Here is an 18,678-nt window from a genome sequence, read left to right as displayed (position 1 = left end):
ATATACTTACGCAGTCTGCCGCAGGTCCTTATCAACGGCAATAACGCTGAGATAATAATCTGTGAGATGGTATTCCCGGTGCTGCCCCTGATTGGCAATTGCCCGAGCCGTCTGAAAATCATTCATATCAGGTACGATGGTCTTGCCATTAGCATTGAAAATGGCAATCACGGTATTGTTTACCATATCCATAAAAAGGACGCGGTCTGCACCAACACCATCCTTATATGCAGACAGGCTGCGGACGGAATCACGGTTCATCAGTGCCTCGTTAACATCCATCACCAGGTAATTTATTCCATTTATCTCATAGCCGTATACAATCTGCATATCTATCCCTCCCGATTCTTTCTGGCTTTATTATAACAGGCATTTTTTACACAAAATATGAAATTATTGCCATAAACATTGCAAAAAATGCTATAATATATCATATTCAAACCGCAGCTGAATAAAAATATTCCATCAAGGAGGCACAGTATGGCTAAATACATAAAAAAGGGCTATCTGCACCAGCACTTCCGAATATTTCATTTAAAGGATGTGGCTATGAAGGAAATTCCCTTCCACTATCACGACTTCCATAAAATCATCATATTTATCGATGGAGAAGGACAATACATCATCGAGGGTAAAAATTATCCATTAAAGCCCCGGGACATTCTGTTTGTCAGCGCCGGCGAAATTCACCGGCCTGTCACCTATCCCGGCAAGCTATACGAGCGAATTGTTATCTATGTATCCCAGGATTTTCTCAGCCACTGGCAGCAAGAGCAATGGGGCGACACGCAGATTGATCTGTCCCGATGTTTTCAGCTGGCCCGTGAAACCTCCAGCGTAATGCATATGGCCAAGGGTGGAGACCACGACCTGCTGTTTCATATGAAAAAGCTGGAAAGGGTAGACCACGAACAGGGCTTTGCCAACCAGCTTTATACAGAAATTCTCTTTATTGAGTTTATGATTTTATTGAACCGGGCCTTGCAGAGCAATCAGCTGGACCAGCTGCATGAGGCTTCCTACGACCCGAAAATCCAGCAGGTGCTGGAGCATATCAACCACAATCTGACGGAGGATTTGTCCATTGACACCCTGGCCGACATTGCCTTTATAAGCAAGTTCTATCTGATGCGGAAATTCAAGGCGGAAACCGGCTACAGCATTCATCAGTACATCACCAGTAAGCGGCTGATAATGGCCAAAGAGCTGCTAAGCACCACCACACTATCTATTACCGATATATGTTTCCAATGCGGGTTTCAGGACTATTCCGCCTTCTTTCGGGAGTTTCAAAAAAATTTTAAAATATCGCCTCGCAAATTTAGGCAATAATCAACAGCCTCTACATCTTCACCACACTGCTGTCGTGGAGCATTACCAGATACCTTTCGGCAACCTTTACGCCCAGTATTTGTTCAATAGCATCGGTGTAGAGCTGTATCTGCAGGGCATATTTATTTTTCACCGCCTCCGGCTGGGTGTCGGTATCGGTCTTGTAGTCCAGCAGTACATAGCTGCCGTCTTTTTCCTTGAACAGCACATCGATAACACCCTGACTGAAAATGTATTCCTCGTCCACATCTTTGTAGTAGGCACTGGCGGCCAGCTCCCGGCTAAATGGCAGTTCCCGCCACAGCTCGTCAGCATTTATCAGCCGCTGTCCCAGCTCCGATGCCAGAAAACTGGTGATGGAGCTTATTTTTATGTAAGAAGCCTGCTCCGGCGTCATCAGCTCATTGGCAACCATTTTATCCAACTGCTGTTTTATACCGGTCCTATCCAGCGGACCGGCAAAATCCAGATGCTGCATCACCGAATGCATCAATGTACCGTATTCATTGCCCCGCAGGCCGGCCTTGCCGGTGTCTTCCTGAATAAACCGTGGCCGGTTAAAGATGTATTCCCGGTGCTCCTGGTCGATCTGCTGCATATCCTCTGTCTGCAAATCCTTGGCAAACTGCCGCTTCAGCTCGGAAACCGACAGCTTGGCCGGTACTTCCCGGGTACCACGATAGTCATAATTTAACTCCAAATGATCAGACAAAGCCGCCGTTTCCTTAACGCCTGTTATCAATTCCCCAGCCTGAACCGCCTTCAATAAGGCATTGTCCTCTGTATCATTTTGCTGCTTTTTCCGGATATCACCAGCCCCAACAATAGATACTGCCCAATTGGACTCCCCGCCCATGGCACCAGGTATATTCACCTGTTCTATATCCAGTTTACGGACTCTGTTGACATATTTGATAATAGGTGCTCCATCCTGATGATGCACCACCGCGGTAGCTACCCAGTCCATAAAGGAATTCACCGCCAATAGGGAGTGTTCCAGCAAAACCTTATTGTTTTCACCCACATACTCACACCAACGCTCCCCTGCCGGTCCCAACCGATGGTTTTTGCTGATACGCCCTACCATAATCAGCTTTTCCCGGGCCCGGGTCATAGCTACATAAAGTACCCGTAGCTCCTCGGCCCGAATATCCCGCTTCATTTGAGCTTTTACGGCCATTTTGGCAAAAGTAGGATATTTTACCATCAGCTCCGGGTCCACATAACTGAGCCCCAGCCCCAGTTCCTTATGCACCAGCACATCCTTTGTCAATTCCTTTTCATTGAATTCCTTCCACATATCGGCAATAACCACCACCGGAAATTCCAGTCCCTTACTTTTATGAATGGTCATTACCCGGACTACATCCTCCCCTTCCCCCAGGGTACGGGCCATGGACAGGTCAGTTTCCATATCTCTCATCCGCTGGATAAACCGTAAAAATCGGAACAACCCCTGATAGTCAGTGCTCTGGAACTCCTGGGCCCGGGTCACCAGCATACGGAGATTGGCCTGCCGCAGCATACCGCCGGGCAGACTGCCGGCATAGTCATAGTAGCCGGTATCCCTAAATATCTGCCAGATAAGCTCCGGCACACTGACCTGCCGGGCCAGCTGCCGCCAGCTGCTCAACAGGTTTAAAAATTTATCCACCTTGTCCTTTATATCAGCTGAAACGCCGGAATCCGGGGTATTGGCCGCCAACAGAGCAGTATACAAATCACCGTTTCTGGCTGCCAGACGCAGCTGAGCCAAATCCTCAGTACTCAGTCCTACCACCGGGGAATACAGCACCGCTGCCAGGTAAATATCCTGCTGGGCATTATCAATAACCGACAAAATAGAATACATCAGCTGAATTTCCGTGGTCTTAAAAAACCCATCATCAGCATTGGCGTACACCGGTATGCCATTTTTCTGGAGAATTTCCTGAAAAACCACCGCTTTGTCCCGGGTTGCCCGAAGCAAAATAACCATATCCCGCCAAGTCACGGGGCGATACCCCTTGTTATCCGCCCAGTTCTTGTCAAATACCATTCTGCCGCTTTGCTTTATCTCCTTTAACCGGTCAGCAATGTACTGTGCCTCCAGCTCCAGGCCGCGCAGTTCCTCATCTTCCCCGTCGTCTTCATTATCTGATACATTTTCCTCTGCTTGAGGATCTTCCATATCCTCACCAGACATGCTGTTGATAATGGCCAATTCCACATTTTGCTCCAGAATATCGCCCTTTACCGGCTTCTGATATCCATAGGGTTCTCCCTCATTCAGCATAGCCCGCTCATCATAATCAATTTCATTTGGCACAGGCGTCATAACCTGGGCAAAAACATAGTTGATGGCCGACAAAACCTCCCGCCGGCTACGGAAATTCCGCCCCAGGGTAATAAGTTCTCCCTGCTCATTATCCGGCTGCTCATAGGCCTTATATTTGCCCAAAAACAGCCCCGGCTCCGAGGAACGGAACCGATAGATGCTCTGTTTTACATCACCAACAGTAAAGATATTGGCCTTGGCTTCACCGGCAATCAGCCGCACAAGAAAATCCTGCACTTCATTGGTATCCTGATACTCGTCCACCATTATTTCCTGGTAGCGTTCCCTCAGCGCCAAAGCAATCTCTGACGGCTTGATTTCACCTGGATTGGCCTCAGAATCATTCAAAATCTGCAGGGCAAAGTGCTCCACATCACTAAAGTCAACAATGTTTTTCTCCCGTTTGGCCTGAGCATAGGCCGCCGAAAAATCCTTGACCATTTGCACAATACAGGCCACATCCTCAGCCGCACCCTTAAGATCCTCCAACAGTACATCAGCATCTACCTGCACCAGCTTCCCGATATGATTGTCAAGATATTTCTTCAGCTTATCCCGGACTGGTGTAAAATTGTCTTTGACAAATTCAACTTCCTTTTCCTCTTCTATGGAAAGTTTTTTACTAAACCTCAGCGCCGGAATCTTCATATTTGAAACAGCTGCATAAACCTCATGCCAACCCTGCGCCAAACCGGCTTTAATGGCTTTAATCCCCTCATCATATGCATAAACAACTTTATCCAGGACCTCTTTTACCTTCGGCTCATCAATTTGCCCAGCAACTGAGACAAGCTGTTCCAAATATGCCTGAACCGGTACAATATGACAGCTTATTTCCCGTTTTATTATTGGCCACCACTTTGTTTTCTCCAGGCAAGTAATTTCCTGGCCTGCCGGTTTGTAATCAGCCGCCAGCTGGTCCAGCCACAAATCAGGAAATGGCTGATTTTGAGCTTTTACATACAAATTAAGCAGTATATCGTAAAGGACACTGTCCCCCCGGTCAGTACCATACTTGGCGGCAAAGCCAGTCAAGGCCTCATCTCCATCGGCATACTTTTGTTCAAACAGTTCATCCAACACATCCTGCTGAAGAATAACCAGTTCATTGCCATTGGCAATGCGAAATTTCGGGTCAATATCGATGGCATTAAAATTGTTTCTTACCAGATTTTGACAGAAGGAATCAATAGTACAGATGGATGCCCCGGACAGTAAAATCTGTTGGCGTTCCAGGCGTCTTACTTTTTTCCGGTTCACCTCCGGCTGGTCCATTTCCTGGGCAATAACCTCCTGCAAGCGTTTTTTAATACGCTGCTTCATTTCCTCCGCTGCTGCATTGGTAAAGGTCACTACCAGCAACCGGTCCACATCCCAGGCATGGGGCTCCGTTTCCGGGTCCCGCAGGAGATGGGAAACCACCCGCTCCACCAGCACCGCTGTTTTGCCGGAGCCGGCCGCTGCCGATACCAATATATTTTTATCGTCATTATTTATGGCTAGTTGTTGTTCCTGTGACCACTCCATTATTGTGCCTCCTTGCTACCCGTAGTGGCTTCTTCCTTTATTTGCTCCTCAATGGTGGATATTACTGCATCGTCTTTCAAGTTATCCAGTTTTCTGTAGCGATAACCGTCCTGCTTCGGGTCAAATCCGCACAATGGTTTAAACTTACAATAATCACACGCACTCCTGTCATTATATTGGCACGGAGCAATGTCAATAGCCCCATCCAATATTTTCTCCCCGGTTGCGGTAAGGATATGCTCAATATGTTCCATAATGAGGTCAAATTCAGCCTGGCTTCGCATGATTTTCATGGTGTTTTTGTCGAAATTACCATCCTTATCCAGCTTCATCTGAATAAACCGGCTGGCTGTCTTCGGCGCCAATGTGTAATCGAGTTCCTTGGCCACGGCCATATCATCTACGACCCAGCCCGGCATTTTCAGCTTGCTATCTATGGCCGCCTGAATTTTTTCCGCGTTATGGCTTTGCTTTTCCGGTGTCACCACCGGGCGTTGCAGGCGAAAATACAATATGGCAGCCGGCAGCACCGGGGTGTCCTTCCCTTTATTCAGCAGCTGGTTGGCCACCAGCAGATAGGTCAGCAGCTGCAGCTTCAGGCCATAATAAACCTCCGTAAGCTTGATTCCGGCCGAGCCGGTCTTATAATCCATTATCATAAAACGATTTTTGTCTTCGTTAAGGTCAATGCGGTCAATTTGCCCCACCAGCTCCAGCCGGTTGTTTTCCGCCAGTGGGAAAATCAGATTCAACGGCTCCCCGTCCCCATGGTATTCCCCAAAGGAGCGTTCAAACATCTCCGGATGGAACTTGCTGACCTGGTCAAATTCACAGAGCCGCTTCAGGGCAAACTGCGCCGTCTTTTCCAGCCGCTTCAGCTGAACTTCCAGCTGTTTGGAGGAATAAAGCATACCGTTGTTAACCCTTGGGGCCAGCTTGTGCAATATATCATGACACAGCTGATCCCGCTCCGCCTGGTCCAGTTCTCCCCACTTTTTTCCGGCCTGTTTCATCTGCTCGCCAAAATCCTTTAAAAGGGCGTGCATAAGCGTGCCCAGTTCCGGATTGCTGAAGCGGTTTATCTTGCGCTCCTTCAGCTTTAAGCCATCCTGGACAAAGAACCGGAACGGACAATTGTTGTACCGCTCAAATCTGGTAACAGAGCCCCGCAGGACTCCTTTTCTGGCATAAAGTGCCCTGGCCAAATCCCGGGGCAGCCTGTCCAGCCGCGGGTCCATAAACAGGCCTTGGCAAATCAGCTTCATATAGCTCCGGGTGGACTCATTCTGCAAAAGATAGTTGTATACCCGCTGCCACAGCTGAGGCAAATCCCCCTCATCCCGCAATTCCCGCAGGGCAATGGCCAAAGCCGATACAGACTGGCGCTTGTTGGCCAGCATGGTCAGCTGCTCAGCTTCCTCAAAGGATTTCATCCAATCCAACGGGATAGTCCGCAGCGTACCGGTTGGCAACAATGCTTTAATTTTGCTCACTATTTCAGCTCCGGTCATTGCTTCACCGGCCGCTGAGGCCAAGGTATAGGATACCCACAGATATTCCTGGGCCTGAGTAAAGGCCTTGTATATGAGATAATTTTCGCTAAAGCTGGCTTCCTCCCCCATAATGGCCAGCTCGATGATATTTGTCTGGTTTATATGCAGGCGGTCCGCATCGGACAATACGGGACTTTCCACCGTATGTCCCGGCATGACTCCAGCGTTGGCCCCCAAAATATATATCGCTTTGATATTATCCAGAGCATTTTTATCAAAGGAGGCAATATTAACATAATCCAGTCCCGGTGGTATCAAGGACATCTGCAGACCCGTCAGGCCTTCCTCCAACAATACCTGCAGCTCCTGAATCCCCATTTGGGTATCGCCACTGACCTCCACCAGCTGGTCCAGCATTTCCATAATGTCATTCCACACCTGCTGATGCTCCCTGGCCACATCCAGTGCCCCCGTTTGTTCCGCCTGATCCGCCCAGTCCTGCAAGGTCTTGGGCACATCTATATCCACTAAGAATTGATATATAGCCCCAATTTTTCCCCGGGTTGTACTGCTGTTGGTCAAAGCATCCTGCAGCTTGGCCAGCGGGGCCGCCACCAACCGGCGAAGCTGGTCAGCCGTTCCGGCCCGCAACTGCTTTTCTTCACTGATTTCTTCCTGCTCATCATCGATGGAGTACCGGGCATAATATGCCCATGGCTCGGTCTGACACCACACTTTACGGCCCTTCAGAACAAATTCCAAACAATAATTTTCCAACAAATCAATCTGCTGAAAGGTCAGCGGGAAAAAGCCCGTCTTAATGCAGGCAAATACATCCTCATACCGCCACCCCCTGGTCACGGCCAAAGCGGACCGAATCAGCTCTGCCACTGGGTGATTGGTGCATTGCCGCTTTTGATCACTGAAAAAAGGAATTTCATAATCCTTGAACACAAAGCTCAACAAATCACCATAGGCCGCCTCATCCCGGATGAGCACCCCGATATCCCGCCATTTATAGCCCTTTTCCTTCACCAGCCGAATGATGTCCGCCGCGGCCGCCTCTACTTCCAGACGGCAGGTAGCCGCTTCCACCAGGGAAATATCCCGGACATCAGCCACCGGCTGCAGTTTTCGCTTATCAAAGCCATTTTCCAGTGCCTTCAGCACCGGATTGGCAAACCGTTTTGTATCGGTAAAATGCCTGTATTCCACCGGACAGTGGTACTGTTCAGCCAGATTTAACAGCCGATTGCGGGTAATATAGGCCTGGTTGAACAGACCGGCGGCCTCCTGGTTGGCCCACTGCCCCTGGGCCGTAGTCATATCGTCCATATTAAATGTCACATGAATATTGGCTGCATACTGAAACAACTCGGCCAGAACCTGCCGCTCCAGGGGATTGAAATACAAAAAACCGTCCAGCCAGATATCAGCACCAGCCACCGTCCGGGACATAGACAGCCGCTCCGCCAAAATACTCATAATATCCTTGCTGTCATTGTAACGCCCCTCCATAGCTGCGGTATAATCCCCATACAGCAGGGCCAAATCAGCCAATTTATTGGTTAGGCGGATATCTTCCATGCTGTCACTGGTATCCTGCAGCTGAGCCGGGGTGATGCCATAGCCCTTGAACTCGTCAATAATATTGCCAAGAATCGCAGTAAAACCTCGCTGACGGGCTGCCCGGCCGAACACCTTCAACTCCTGACCGCGTTGGTCCAGAATATGCTTTAACAGCAATTGGCGTCCCATATCTGTAATGCCCTGCTCCAGTCCACCGCCGGTTTCCTGCAATATTTGATAAGCAAACCGTTTGAAGCCATAAATCTGGCACCGCATATACCCCCGGCCCTGTTGAGCCATCCGGTTGGCCAGCTGCCGCTCCACTTTGTATGTCATATGTTCCGGCAACAAAAGAATAATGGAAGGGCCCAGAGGCCTCTCCATTATCTCATTGCATATTTGATTGAGGCAGTAGTGGGTTTTACCACTGCCAGCCCTGCCTGTGATTATTTCTAACATTTTCCCCTCCAAAATAAATACGGCTTAATCCAATTCCACGCTAAGGACATCCGGAATACCGTTCAATGTCGACACAATAATTGGTTCCGGAATATTTTTCGTATTCAAAAGCTCCATGGCCACAATCAGCTGATTGCCGTCCGTAATCCGTTGAGCCGCCTTCAGTTTGACATTACGCACCTTTACTTCGTGACGATGGAGCACATCGTAGACTTCTTCCAGTGCCTCCGGCTTGTTGTTGATAATCAATCGGACGGAAAAATGTTTGTCAATGGCCAAAAAGGAATCCAATCGGGCCAGTAATGCCAATACCCCAAAGACAAAAACGGTGGTGGCCACTGCACCGGTGTAATGACCGGCCCCTACAGCCAGTCCTACTCCTGCAACTACCCACAGGCAGGCTGCTGTAGTCAGCCCGGTAACATTCAATCCTTCCTTCATTATGGCCCCGGCCCCCAAAAAACCAATGCCACTGACCACCTGGGCCGCCAAACGGGCCGGATCAGCATTGGTCTTACCCTCAACCCCGGCATACAGCTCCAAAGATAAAATCATAATCAGGCAGGACCCCAAGCATACCAACACATTGGTCCGCAACCCCGCCGATTTGTTTTTGGACTCCCGCTCATAGCCAATAATTCCTCCTAATATACAGGACATGGCCAGCTTGCCCAAAATTATCAAATCATATTCCAGCTCCATACCCTCACCACCTAAAAAGAAAAGGTTGTTATCGATATAATTACTACAATTATAGCACGATAACAACCTTTTATGTAAAAATTATAATCACTTCTTAGCCAACTGCAGGATAATCAAGAATTGTGCGAAGCCAGCCGGAGTGTCTATAAGAGAAGACGGGGTATTGGGCGGGGGCTGATTGCCTGAAGCCCCCGCCCAATTAGCCGCTACCCCCTCAGTCATCTAAAGATGCCAGCTCCCCAAGGGGAGCCGAGGGAATGGACCGGAGGGAAACTTTTCGCCTGCAAGCAGCGAAGTCCGGCCGCCGGCAGGCTCATCATGGGCAGAACACTTATTTACGCCTAGTGGAGGAGCGGCTCCGCCGCCTACGAAGAAACCGAAACCTTATTGCATGATGATTTCGGACGCAGCAATGAAGCCGAAAATGTTTTCCGCAGGGCTTGGCTGAATACTACATCCCATGGCAAGACTTGCGAAAAAGCCCCGTTGGGTTGAACCTCATCCGAGCGCTTCGCGCCCACCGACGGAGCTTTGCTCCTAGTGCCTGTAGGTGCTTCCCCATAGGGGAAGGCTTAAACAGGACCCGCGAAAAATGCCCGTTGGGTTGGACCTCATCCACCGTCTTCGACGGTCGGGAAGGCTTAAACAAGCCAGCTGGAGTGTCTATAAGGGGACATCAGATTGCCTTGGCACTTAGTGAGCACAAGCAACGAGCCGGGCGAGCTTAGTACCACTAGGCAATCTGTCTCAAGCGAGAGCGTGCCCCGTTAGACCTGCAGCTGGCAAATATGACCTGTTGAGTATTAGCTTATTGGTCGGGGCAGCTGCCTGTCGCCCCACCCCTCATTTATGCTGCAACCTTGGCTTTTTTACTCCCTGCAAAGCATGGCAAAAACAGCAGCAACCGGCTCACACAATAGGTCAGCACCAATCCGATGGCACAGGCCATTATCCACTTAGCCGCCGCCGGCAAATCAATCGGCAGCAGGAAATAAGCTACCGGGAACACAATCTGCATATGGCAGTAGTACATAGTGTAGGAATTGGCCGCCATTTCTCCCCAAAACTTGTTGGTCCCATCCAAAAACTGGCTAAAGAGAGCCAACAGCCCAAACACGGCTGACATCAGCAAAGACGCCTGCAAGGTAGCCTTTATCAGGACAAATTCGTACAGTGAAGTGGCAATCAGCTTGCCGAAAATTGCCCATACCGGATAAGAAACGGAAGCCACGCAAAACAGCGGTACCCATTTCACAAAAGACGGACGGTAACTCTCTTCCCCCTCAGCAAACCACTGGTGCTTCCAGGCATAGGCTCCCAAAAAGATAAACAGCACATACAGCAATATCCGGCATGGCTGCAGCACCAAAAAGTAGCTGAGATGTATCCACAAATCATCGTTACCGGTAATCAAATCCATGGCAAAAATATTGCAGAAAATCATTATAAACACGCACCACAGCAGGGTATTCCCCGGCTTGGACGGCGCACTCTGCTCCAACATCCCCGGATTAACCTTGCTGAACAAATACATCAACAGATACAGCACCGTCAATATTCCCAAATACCAATACTGCACATGGGAAAAGAATACGCCACTTCCCCCGGTCTGGGGATCAAAGAAGAACAAAGTATTGCAGAAAGTAGCAAAATCCATTGGAATATGGCGGCTATACAAAGTCAGATAAGAGGTTGGTGCCGCAAAGAGGGCTGCCCCCACTATCCACGGAATGGTAATCCGTTTTATCCGGCCCTTCCACCATTTGCTGTCGCCGTGCTTTTTCAGGCTCATAATACCGAAATAGCCCGCCACAAAGAACATTATTGGCATAATAAAAATATCGGCCCACAGGATAAACTGGGTAAAAAATAAATCGGAATGCTCCGCATCTACCACATACCACCATTCCGGCGCATAGGCCATATAACACATGGCCAGGTGAAAAATAATCATCAGATTGACAATAAACATCTTCAGATTATCCAAAAAAAACAATCTTTTTCCCTTCATCGAACAATACAACACCCTTCACAAAATATTTGATTACTTATGTATGATAACAGCATCCCAGCTGGCATCAAATAATATCTGATAAACCACATCATCGGCCCGGTTACCCCAAAACAGCTTGCCCTTTTCCAGGTTGGCCGCCAACAGGGAAAAATAACTGAGTACCACTATAGGATGCAGTTCTTTTTTGATTACCCCTTCCCGTTGGCCCCGTTCCACAAAGGAGTACAATGGCTTAAACAAATCAGTAACATTTTCCAATTCAGCAGTCTTGCTGATCATGGAGGCCATAAATTGCTCATAGACCTGAAATTCAGCCGGGTAAAGGCGATAATACTCCACCGTCCGCCAGTAATATCTTTCAAAGCACTGCTTTATCTCCCCCGTATCGTCAAAATCCTTCAACAGAAAATCGCAGTTCTTCTTTATGACATACCGGTACAGCTCCTTCAGCAGTTCCTCCTTGCTACTGAAATACACATATATTGTCGCCTGCGGTATGCCGGAGGTTTTGGCAATCATCGACATGGATACGCCGTTAATCCCCTGGGCTGCCATAAGTGAAACAGTGGCTTCCAATATTTTATTCTTCTTCAAGTCATTACGCTTTCTCATAGTCAATATGATAACCGATTAGTCGGTCGGTGTCAATCGTGAAAATTTATCAGACAAAAAAGAGGATAAACACCCTTATGTATCGAATTTTTACTATGTAATATTGTGGCGAAAAACCATATCGAAAGGAAGTAACGCAATGAGTGAAATGAAAAAAGTCAGTTTTTTGTATGGCAACGGAACCTTGGAGCTGGAGGTACCAGCCGAAAGTGCCGTACTTACCTCCCGGGTTGATGAATTAAAAAGCGACCGCTCCGGTCGGGAAATTGTCCATGAGGCTATGCTGAACCCCATCGACAGTCCACGGCTGTCCGAGCTGGCCAAAGGAAAACCCGACTGCACCATTATCATCTCTGACCATACCAGACCGGTACCCAGCCAGGACATTCTGCCGGAAATGATTGCCGAATTACGCAAGGGCAACCCTGATATCAAAATCACCCTGCTGGTATCCACCGGCTTCCATCGTCCTACCAGCACCCAGGAGTTGCAGGCCAAATTAGGCAAGGAATTGTATGATGAATTCAAGGATGATATTGTTGTCCACGATGCCCATAATCCAGCCACCAACACCAAGGTAGGTGAACTGCCGTCCGGTCCGGACTGCATTATCGACAAGGTAGCCGCCAATGCTTCCCTGCTGGTAGCCGAGGGCTTTATCGAGGCTCACTTCTTTGCTGGCTTCTCCGGTGGCCGAAAAAGTGTATTGCCGGGCATTTGTGATGCCGTAACGGTAATGGGCAATCACTGCGGTGAGTTTATCGCCTCCCCGTACGCCCGCACCGGCATTTTAAAGGGTAATCCTCTGCATATTGATATGGTGGCCGCCGCCAAAATGGCTAAACTGGCCTTTATCTGCAATGTAATAATCGACGAGGAGCAAAAAACTGTAGCCGCCTATGCCGGTAACTTTGAAACAGCTCATCTGGCCGGCACGGAATTTTTGGCCAAGTATTGCGCTGTTAAGCCTGCTCCGGCAGACATTGTTATAACCACCAACGGTGGTTATCCATTGGACCAAAATGCCTACCAGTGCCCAAAGGGGATGACTGCTGCCGAAGCCTCTATCAACGAGGGAGGCGTTATCATTATGCTGGCTACCTGTAGTGACGGTCATGGTGGTCAATCCTACTACGAGTCCATTCGGGATGCCAAAACAGCTGACGAATTTTTCCAAAAATGCGTCAACACCCCACAACGGGAAACCTTACCGGACCAGTGGTGTGCCCAGATATGGTGCCGTATCCTCCGAAAGCACACCGTACTTTTTGTAGCCGATCCAGCTCAAAAACAACTGATTGAGGATTTAAAGGCTCATTACTTCCCAACCTTGGAGGAAGCCTATGCTGAAGCCCGTCGTATAAAGGGTGAAAACGCAACGGTAACCTGTATTCCAAACGGGATTTCTGTAATAGTACGGGAATAAAAATAAAGTGACAGAAACAGTTGACTTTTTCAGGTGGCTCTCCGGGCTAAAAAAATTATCCCCCTGGCCAATTCTTCCGTCAATCTGCCTCTGTCGCTTTCTTGTTGCTGCACCGCCCTATTTCTTCAATAGAGCCCCCCGAGTCACCCCCAGGTTTCCAAACTTACTGTTAATATCATCAATAGCCTGATACAGCCTGTCCTTTTTTTCATCATGGAAAAGGGACAGGCTTTCCATTTCCTCAAAGCCGGTGGTGGACACCCCCAGCAGCCGAATTCCTCTGGTAATATTCAGATTTTCAAACAGCTCTTTTATCACCGTATATATATCATTATCAAAATTGGATGGCTCAAACAGCTGCTTTTGCCGGGTAAAAGTGGAAAAATCACTTTGCCTGAGCTTCAGCTGAACAGTTTTGGCCTTGAAGCCAGCCTGACGGAGCCGCCACCCCACCTTCACTGATAAATATAGCAAAACCTCCAACGCCGCCTCGGCAGACTGCAAATCCTCCGAAAAGGTGGTTTCGTTCCCAATGGACTTGGCCCGTCCTCTAGGCGCCACCGGTCGCTCATCAATTCCCTGCGCCAGTAAAAACAAATGCTGGGCCGTTTTATCCCCAAAGGTCTTATGCAGCTCCTCATAGGACATTTTCCGCAAATCAGCAATGGTCTTAACCCGCATTCTGTCCAAAATTGCCGCGGTCTTGGCCCCTACCCCCCAGATACGCCTTACCGGCAATGGATCCAAAAACTCCTGAACACGGTCCTTGTTCACTATCACCAGCCCGTCCGGCTTATCCAAATCCGAAGCTATCTTGGCCAAAAATTTATTGGGGGCAATCCCCACTGACGCTACTATTCCAGTCTTTTCCTTTATTTCCTGCTTTAACTTCAGGGCATATTGACGAGGACTGTCCATCAACCGTTCCATGCCAGTCAGGTCCAGAAAGGCCTCATCAATAGACAAAGGCTCTATCAATGGGGAATAATGGTCAAAAATATCAAATATCTGTTGGGATACCTCCGCATAGCGGGGATAATTTCCCTGAATAAAAATCCCTTGGGGACACAGCTTCATGGCCTTGGCTGTGGGCATAGCGGAATGCACCCCAAATTTTCTAGCTTCATAGGAGCAGGTTGACACCACGCCCCTACCACCAATACCGCCTACTATCAGAGGCTTTCCCCGGTATTCCTCATGATCCAGCTGCTCCACCGAGGCAAAAAAGGCATCCATATCCACATGCATAATGATTCTTTCCATGATTTTCTCGCTATCTTCTGCGATGACACCTCCCCCAAGACAGGCAAGCTTTATTCCATCAATACCGTAACATCAATCCAGCTTTAACCGCTCCCCACTGGCGTGCTGGCCGTGGGTGCCATCGTACACCCTCACCCCAACAGCTTCCAGCTTGCGGGAAATATTAGCAATAGTCGGGCAAAGCACCGGCACATCTTCCGCATTTTTCTTATTGGTGCAATGGGAAATATGCACCGCCTCAATATTATTCTTCACCATGCGGGCAATCTTCTTTTCAATGCCCTCTTCCTGGTTTTCCAGCATACTATCCCCACAGCCGTTACAGGTCCACATAGCCGCCAGCTGTACATCCTCACCAGCATATTTCCCAAACCCTTCACTTCGTTCATTGAAGGCTCTGAGGCAACCGGTCCCCGCACATGACGCAGATGTTTTCAGGCAACGCAAAATGGCAATTTTTTTCATATCATACTCTCCCAAATGAATATTATCTTTTCTCGTTTAAAGATAGGGCTTTAAGCCCCTCATTCCTAATTGTCTCAATACACCCAGTAGTTCTTCTCAGCCCGCTCATAAAAGGCCTTCACCAGCTTTTCTGAAAACTGCAGCACCGGCAACACCACCGGATTGTCCGCAAAGAAATCAATATGCCGGTTGAAGCGCTGACTGGTCAGCTTATTCAGCTCCTCCAGCTGAAAATATTTTTCCTCCCGACTGGACACCACATTATCAAACACATACAGGGTTATGGTCAAATCCCGGATAAACGGCACCAGCATCAGCTCCCTGACCATGTCCGCCTCCATACCCATTTCCAGGGCAATATCAACAGCAATGTCCGTTTCGGCGACGGCAGGCGTCTGGTGAAGGTTAAACATTATACAATTATTATGGGCAATGCTGTTCCGCAGGTTTTTTACCACATCCAGCAAATGAGCCGGTATATGCTTTTGGTCATATTTGTCAAAATACATCTCGTACAGGTCAATAAACTGGGAAAAAGTCTGGATTTCAATAATATTCCAAACCGCCAGGTTTCCCTTGTACTTTTCAATCAGGCCCTTGGCGTATTTAGTCTGGTGCTTGGACAGCTCCTTATCAAACCACTTGTGCCGGGCCAGATATTCCTCCACAATCTGGTAGCCATCTTCCTTCTTGTTTTTGGCCAGAGCCTTCAATAGCTTGATTTTGGCATAATGCTCCACATCCTGAACCAGATTGAACATTACCCGCCTAAAATATAAATCCAGCAGGGACAACTCCTTTAAATAAGCGAACTCCAGCTTCTTATATCGAGTCCCCACCCCGGGCAGCTTGGTTTTTTCATAATTTTCCGCATAGTATTTCAGACGAAAATAATATGTATGGTTAGACAGATATTCAATGGCCTCCGGCTCCTTCACAATGTTAAAGCCAATATTTTGGGCCTTCATCTGCTGTATCTGCCCCTCAAGGCTCAATTTATTGTTCCCCAATTTACCACCCCCAACTGCATTTACATAATAATTTTAACATTGCCAAAAAAGATTATCAAATAGGCCGCGGCATCGGCTGGCAAAAACAGGCCCCGTCTTATCGCTATTCTCCCCTCAAGGCCCCGCCGCCCATCCCACATATAAAAAAGTAACTACCTTTCTTGCACAGGTAGTTACTCATTTTCGTACAGCTTGCGGTATATTCCTTCATGTCGCAATACACTTTTAACATACAGCTCTGTTTCCTTGAAAGGAATGGCCGTCACATCGTTAAAATCGTAATCCCAACCGTTTTGTACCATCCATTCCTCCACATTGCCCCGGCCGGCATTATAAGCCGCCAAAGACAATATCTTGTTGCCATGGAACTCCTTCATTAGCTGGGCCAGATACCAGGAGCCGTACTGAATATTTTTTTCCGGTTCGCTAAGCGCCTCCACCGAATAATCCCGGTCATCCGTTTCCTCCGCAATCCAGGAGGCTGTTTCCGGCATAAGCTGCATCAGCCCCACCGCTCCGTGATGGGATTTGGCGTTATTTTTAAAGTTGCTTTCGGTCTTTATTACCGCTGCCACCATAAATTCATCAATTCCGTTGTCCTGACAATCCCTTTGAACAAACTCACGGTAATAATACGGGAACATAAAGGTCCGCTGCACCGTTTCCTGCTGCATGACAAAAAAGGTCAAAAAGGCCGAAAACAATATAGTTATACCAATAACAAAGCTCCAGGTCTTGCGCTTAAATTCTTTTTTCCGTTGCAGATATTCCTGCCTGCGCTGCCGTCTGACCTCATCTCTGTCCATTGTTCACCTTCTCCAACACCTGGCGACGCAGTGCTTCTATGTCGCCATCATTATTTATCACCACATCGGCCAGTTTTTGCTTTTCAGCAAGACTCATTTGGGAATTTATCCGGCGAAGAGCCTCGTCCTCCGTATACCCGTTGCGGTTTATCAGCCGAGCCTTTTGGGTAGCCGGAGATACATACACCAGCCATTTTTCATCAGTCATTTTATCAAAACCCGTCTCAAATAGCAAAGGCACATCCCAAAAAATCACTTTGGCACCCCGTTGCCGGGCAACCTCTGCCTCAGCCAGCAACCGGTCCTTTATCAGGGGATGAACCAGCGAATTTATAATATCCAACTCCTGCCGATCCCGAAAGACAATATCGGCCACGGCCTGTCGGTTCAGAGTTCTGTCCTGATTCAAAACCTTGGCCCCATACCGGTCCACATAAATTTGCCAAATGGCTTGACCCGGTTCGGCCAGCTGCCAGGCTATTTTATCACAGTCTACCACAGTGCAGCCAGCCTGAATCAGCATATCAGCCACCGTGCTTTTGCCGCTGGCAATGCCCCCTGTCAAACCAATTATTTTCATGGCTATACATCACCCACCAGTTCCCAATTCTATTACTACCCCCTCAGACATCTAAAGATGCCAGCTCCCCCCAAGGGAGCCGAGGAGAAATTCCTAATTCTTAATTCATCATTCCCAATTCTATTACTCCCCCTCAGACATCTAAAGATGCCAGCTCCCCCAAGGGAGCCGAGGAGAAATTCCTAATTCCTCATTCATAATTCCTAATTCCTAATTAACAACCAACTTCCGCTCAGTTCATCATCTGGCACTGCGGGCAGAAATGGGTTCCCCGGCCACCTACCCGAATCTTCTGCATTATAGTGCCACACTTCCGGCATGGCTGTCCATCCCGTCCATAGGCAAACAGATTATCCTGATGGCTGCCCTTGTCACCGTTCCCATCCCGATAATCCCGGAAGGTGGTACCACCATCATTTATACCGTCAGCTATCACCTTATTGATGCTTTCGTACAGTCTGGTCAGTTCATCCGCTGTTACCGAGGCTGGCGTCCTGATAGGATGAATTCCGGCCAAAAACAAGGCCTCATCCACATAAATATTTCCCAATCCCGCTATAACGGACTGGTCCAGCAGAAAGCTCTTAATGGCTCCCTGGCGACCGGTGCAGACTTTTTCCAGATATTCCAGAGTAAAGTCCGCTGACAGAGGCTCCGGCCCCAGCTCAGCTAAACCCTTTATCTGATTCAGCTCATTCGGCTTCATAGCATAGATAGTGCCCAAGGTCCGGCTGTCAGCATATACCAGGCTTCCCCCATCATTCAAGTTAAAGACAATCCTGGCGTGTTTTTGCTCCGGAGCCCCAGGTGGACAATAGCATACCTGCCCGGTCATCCGCAGATGAAACACCAGGGAAATCTGATTATCCATGTGCAGTATCAGATATTTGCCCCGCCGCTCCAGTCGGTCAATCACCCGAAACAGCAGCCTGTTTACAAACTCACCGGGAGTTGGATGCTTTATCTGACGACTTAACAACAGATTTATATTCTTAATGCGCTTGCCCTGAATATGAGGCTCCAGGGAACGCTTTATCGTTTCCAGTTCCGGCATCTCCGGCATATTTACTCCTCCAATCAACGGTTATTCTGCCAATTCTTTC

General features: G+C 48.4%; 15 protein-coding genes. 3 read left to right on the top strand and 12 right to left on the bottom strand.

Features of this window, described 5'->3' with window-relative positions; translation table 11 throughout:
* Positions 1 to 6: 6 nt before the first annotated feature.
* Complete coding sequence (locus QZV24_RS05255) at positions 7 to 330, bottom strand: hypothetical protein (RefSeq protein WP_290656654.1); 324 nt, start codon at positions 328 to 330, stop codon at positions 7 to 9.
* A 150-nt stretch (positions 331 to 480) separates the two neighbouring features.
* On the opposite strand from QZV24_RS05255, the gene QZV24_RS05250 reads away from it, so the two are divergent.
* Positions 481 to 1,332, top strand: coding sequence for an AraC family transcriptional regulator (locus QZV24_RS05250; RefSeq protein ID WP_294521138.1), 852 nt, complete (start codon positions 481 to 483; stop codon positions 1,330 to 1,332).
* A 10-nt stretch (positions 1,333 to 1,342) separates the two neighbouring features.
* Here the strand turns inward: QZV24_RS05250 and addA are convergent, their stop codons facing one another.
* The 3 genes from addA to QZV24_RS05235 are packed head-to-tail and all read right to left on the bottom strand — an operon-like array spanning position 1,343 to position 9,399.
* Positions 1,343 to 5,176 (bottom strand): helicase-exonuclease AddAB subunit AddA, encoded by a 3,834-nt coding sequence (addA, locus tag QZV24_RS05245; protein ID WP_294521136.1) that lies wholly within the window; start codon positions 5,174 to 5,176, stop codon positions 1,343 to 1,345.
* On the bottom strand, positions 5,176 to 8,697 hold the full coding sequence (gene addB, locus QZV24_RS05240) for a helicase-exonuclease AddAB subunit AddB (protein WP_294521116.1): 3,522 nt from the start codon (positions 8,695 to 8,697) through the stop codon (positions 5,176 to 5,178). The genes addA and addB overlap by 1 nt, the downstream gene beginning before the upstream one ends.
* Positions 8,698 to 8,721: 24 nt before the next feature.
* Entirely contained in the window at positions 8,722 to 9,399 is a 678-nt protein-coding gene (locus QZV24_RS05235; protein ID WP_290656658.1) for an MgtC/SapB family protein, read from the bottom strand.
* A gap of 257 nt (positions 9,400 to 9,656) precedes the next feature.
* Between QZV24_RS05235 and QZV24_RS05230 the strand changes: the two genes are divergently transcribed.
* Positions 9,657 to 9,794, top strand: coding sequence for a hypothetical protein (locus QZV24_RS05230; RefSeq protein ID WP_294521114.1), 138 nt, complete (start codon positions 9,657 to 9,659; stop codon positions 9,792 to 9,794).
* Positions 9,795 to 10,246: 452 nt separating this feature from the next.
* Here the strand turns inward: QZV24_RS05230 and QZV24_RS05225 are convergent, their stop codons facing one another.
* Together QZV24_RS05225 and QZV24_RS05220 are read right to left on the bottom strand one after the other, a co-directional pair.
* A complete protein-coding gene (locus tag QZV24_RS05225) occupies positions 10,247 to 11,410 on the bottom strand; it encodes an acyltransferase family protein (RefSeq protein WP_290656659.1) in 1,164 nt (387 codons plus the stop codon).
* A gap of 33 nt (positions 11,411 to 11,443) precedes the next feature.
* Positions 11,444 to 12,025, bottom strand: coding sequence for a TetR/AcrR family transcriptional regulator (locus tag QZV24_RS05220; protein ID WP_290656661.1), 582 nt, complete (start codon positions 12,023 to 12,025; stop codon positions 11,444 to 11,446).
* A 139-nt stretch (positions 12,026 to 12,164) separates the two neighbouring features.
* Between QZV24_RS05220 and larA the strand changes: the two genes are divergently transcribed.
* Positions 12,165 to 13,451: a nickel-dependent lactate racemase gene (gene larA, locus QZV24_RS05215; RefSeq protein ID WP_294521104.1), complete on the top strand. Its 1,287-nt coding sequence runs from the start codon at positions 12,165 to 12,167 to the stop codon at positions 13,449 to 13,451.
* A 117-nt stretch (positions 13,452 to 13,568) separates the two neighbouring features.
* Here larA and QZV24_RS05210 read toward each other — a convergent pair whose 3' ends face one another.
* From QZV24_RS05210 to mutM, 6 genes are all read right to left on the bottom strand, one after another.
* Entirely contained in the window at positions 13,569 to 14,714 is a 1,146-nt protein-coding gene (locus tag QZV24_RS05210; RefSeq protein ID WP_294521102.1) for a DNA polymerase IV, read from the bottom strand.
* Positions 14,715 to 14,786: 72 nt separating this feature from the next.
* On the bottom strand, positions 14,787 to 15,179 hold the full coding sequence (locus tag QZV24_RS05205) for a CGGC domain-containing protein (protein WP_294521100.1): 393 nt from the start codon (positions 15,177 to 15,179) through the stop codon (positions 14,787 to 14,789).
* 74 nt (positions 15,180 to 15,253) lie between these two features.
* The gene (locus QZV24_RS05200) at positions 15,254 to 16,189 is read right to left on the bottom strand and encodes an Abi family protein (protein WP_294521098.1); all 936 of its coding nucleotides are present in this window, start codon (positions 16,187 to 16,189) and stop codon (positions 15,254 to 15,256) included.
* Between the two features lie 173 nt (positions 16,190 to 16,362).
* Positions 16,363 to 16,995 (bottom strand): lytic transglycosylase domain-containing protein, encoded by a 633-nt coding sequence (locus QZV24_RS05195; protein WP_294521097.1) that lies wholly within the window; start codon positions 16,993 to 16,995, stop codon positions 16,363 to 16,365.
* Complete coding sequence (coaE, locus tag QZV24_RS05190; RefSeq protein WP_294521096.1) at positions 16,982 to 17,575, bottom strand: dephospho-CoA kinase; 594 nt, start codon at positions 17,573 to 17,575, stop codon at positions 16,982 to 16,984. Before coaE ends, QZV24_RS05195 begins: the two co-directional genes overlap by 14 nt.
* Positions 17,576 to 17,807: 232 nt before the next feature.
* Positions 17,808 to 18,638 carry a bifunctional DNA-formamidopyrimidine glycosylase/DNA-(apurinic or apyrimidinic site) lyase gene (gene mutM / locus QZV24_RS05185; protein ID WP_294521095.1) on the bottom strand — a complete coding sequence of 277 codons (831 nt, stop codon included), beginning with the start codon at positions 18,636 to 18,638 and terminating at the stop codon, positions 17,808 to 17,810.
* Positions 18,639 to 18,678: the final 40 nt, after the last annotated feature.

Source organism: uncultured Anaerovibrio sp., from assembly GCA_902786545.1.
In the GTDB taxonomy this organism is placed as follows: domain Bacteria; phylum Bacillota; class Negativicutes; order Selenomonadales; family Selenomonadaceae; genus Anaerovibrio.
Note: the sequence above shows the minus strand (reverse complement) of the source record. Positions and strands in the feature narration are given on the sequence as shown.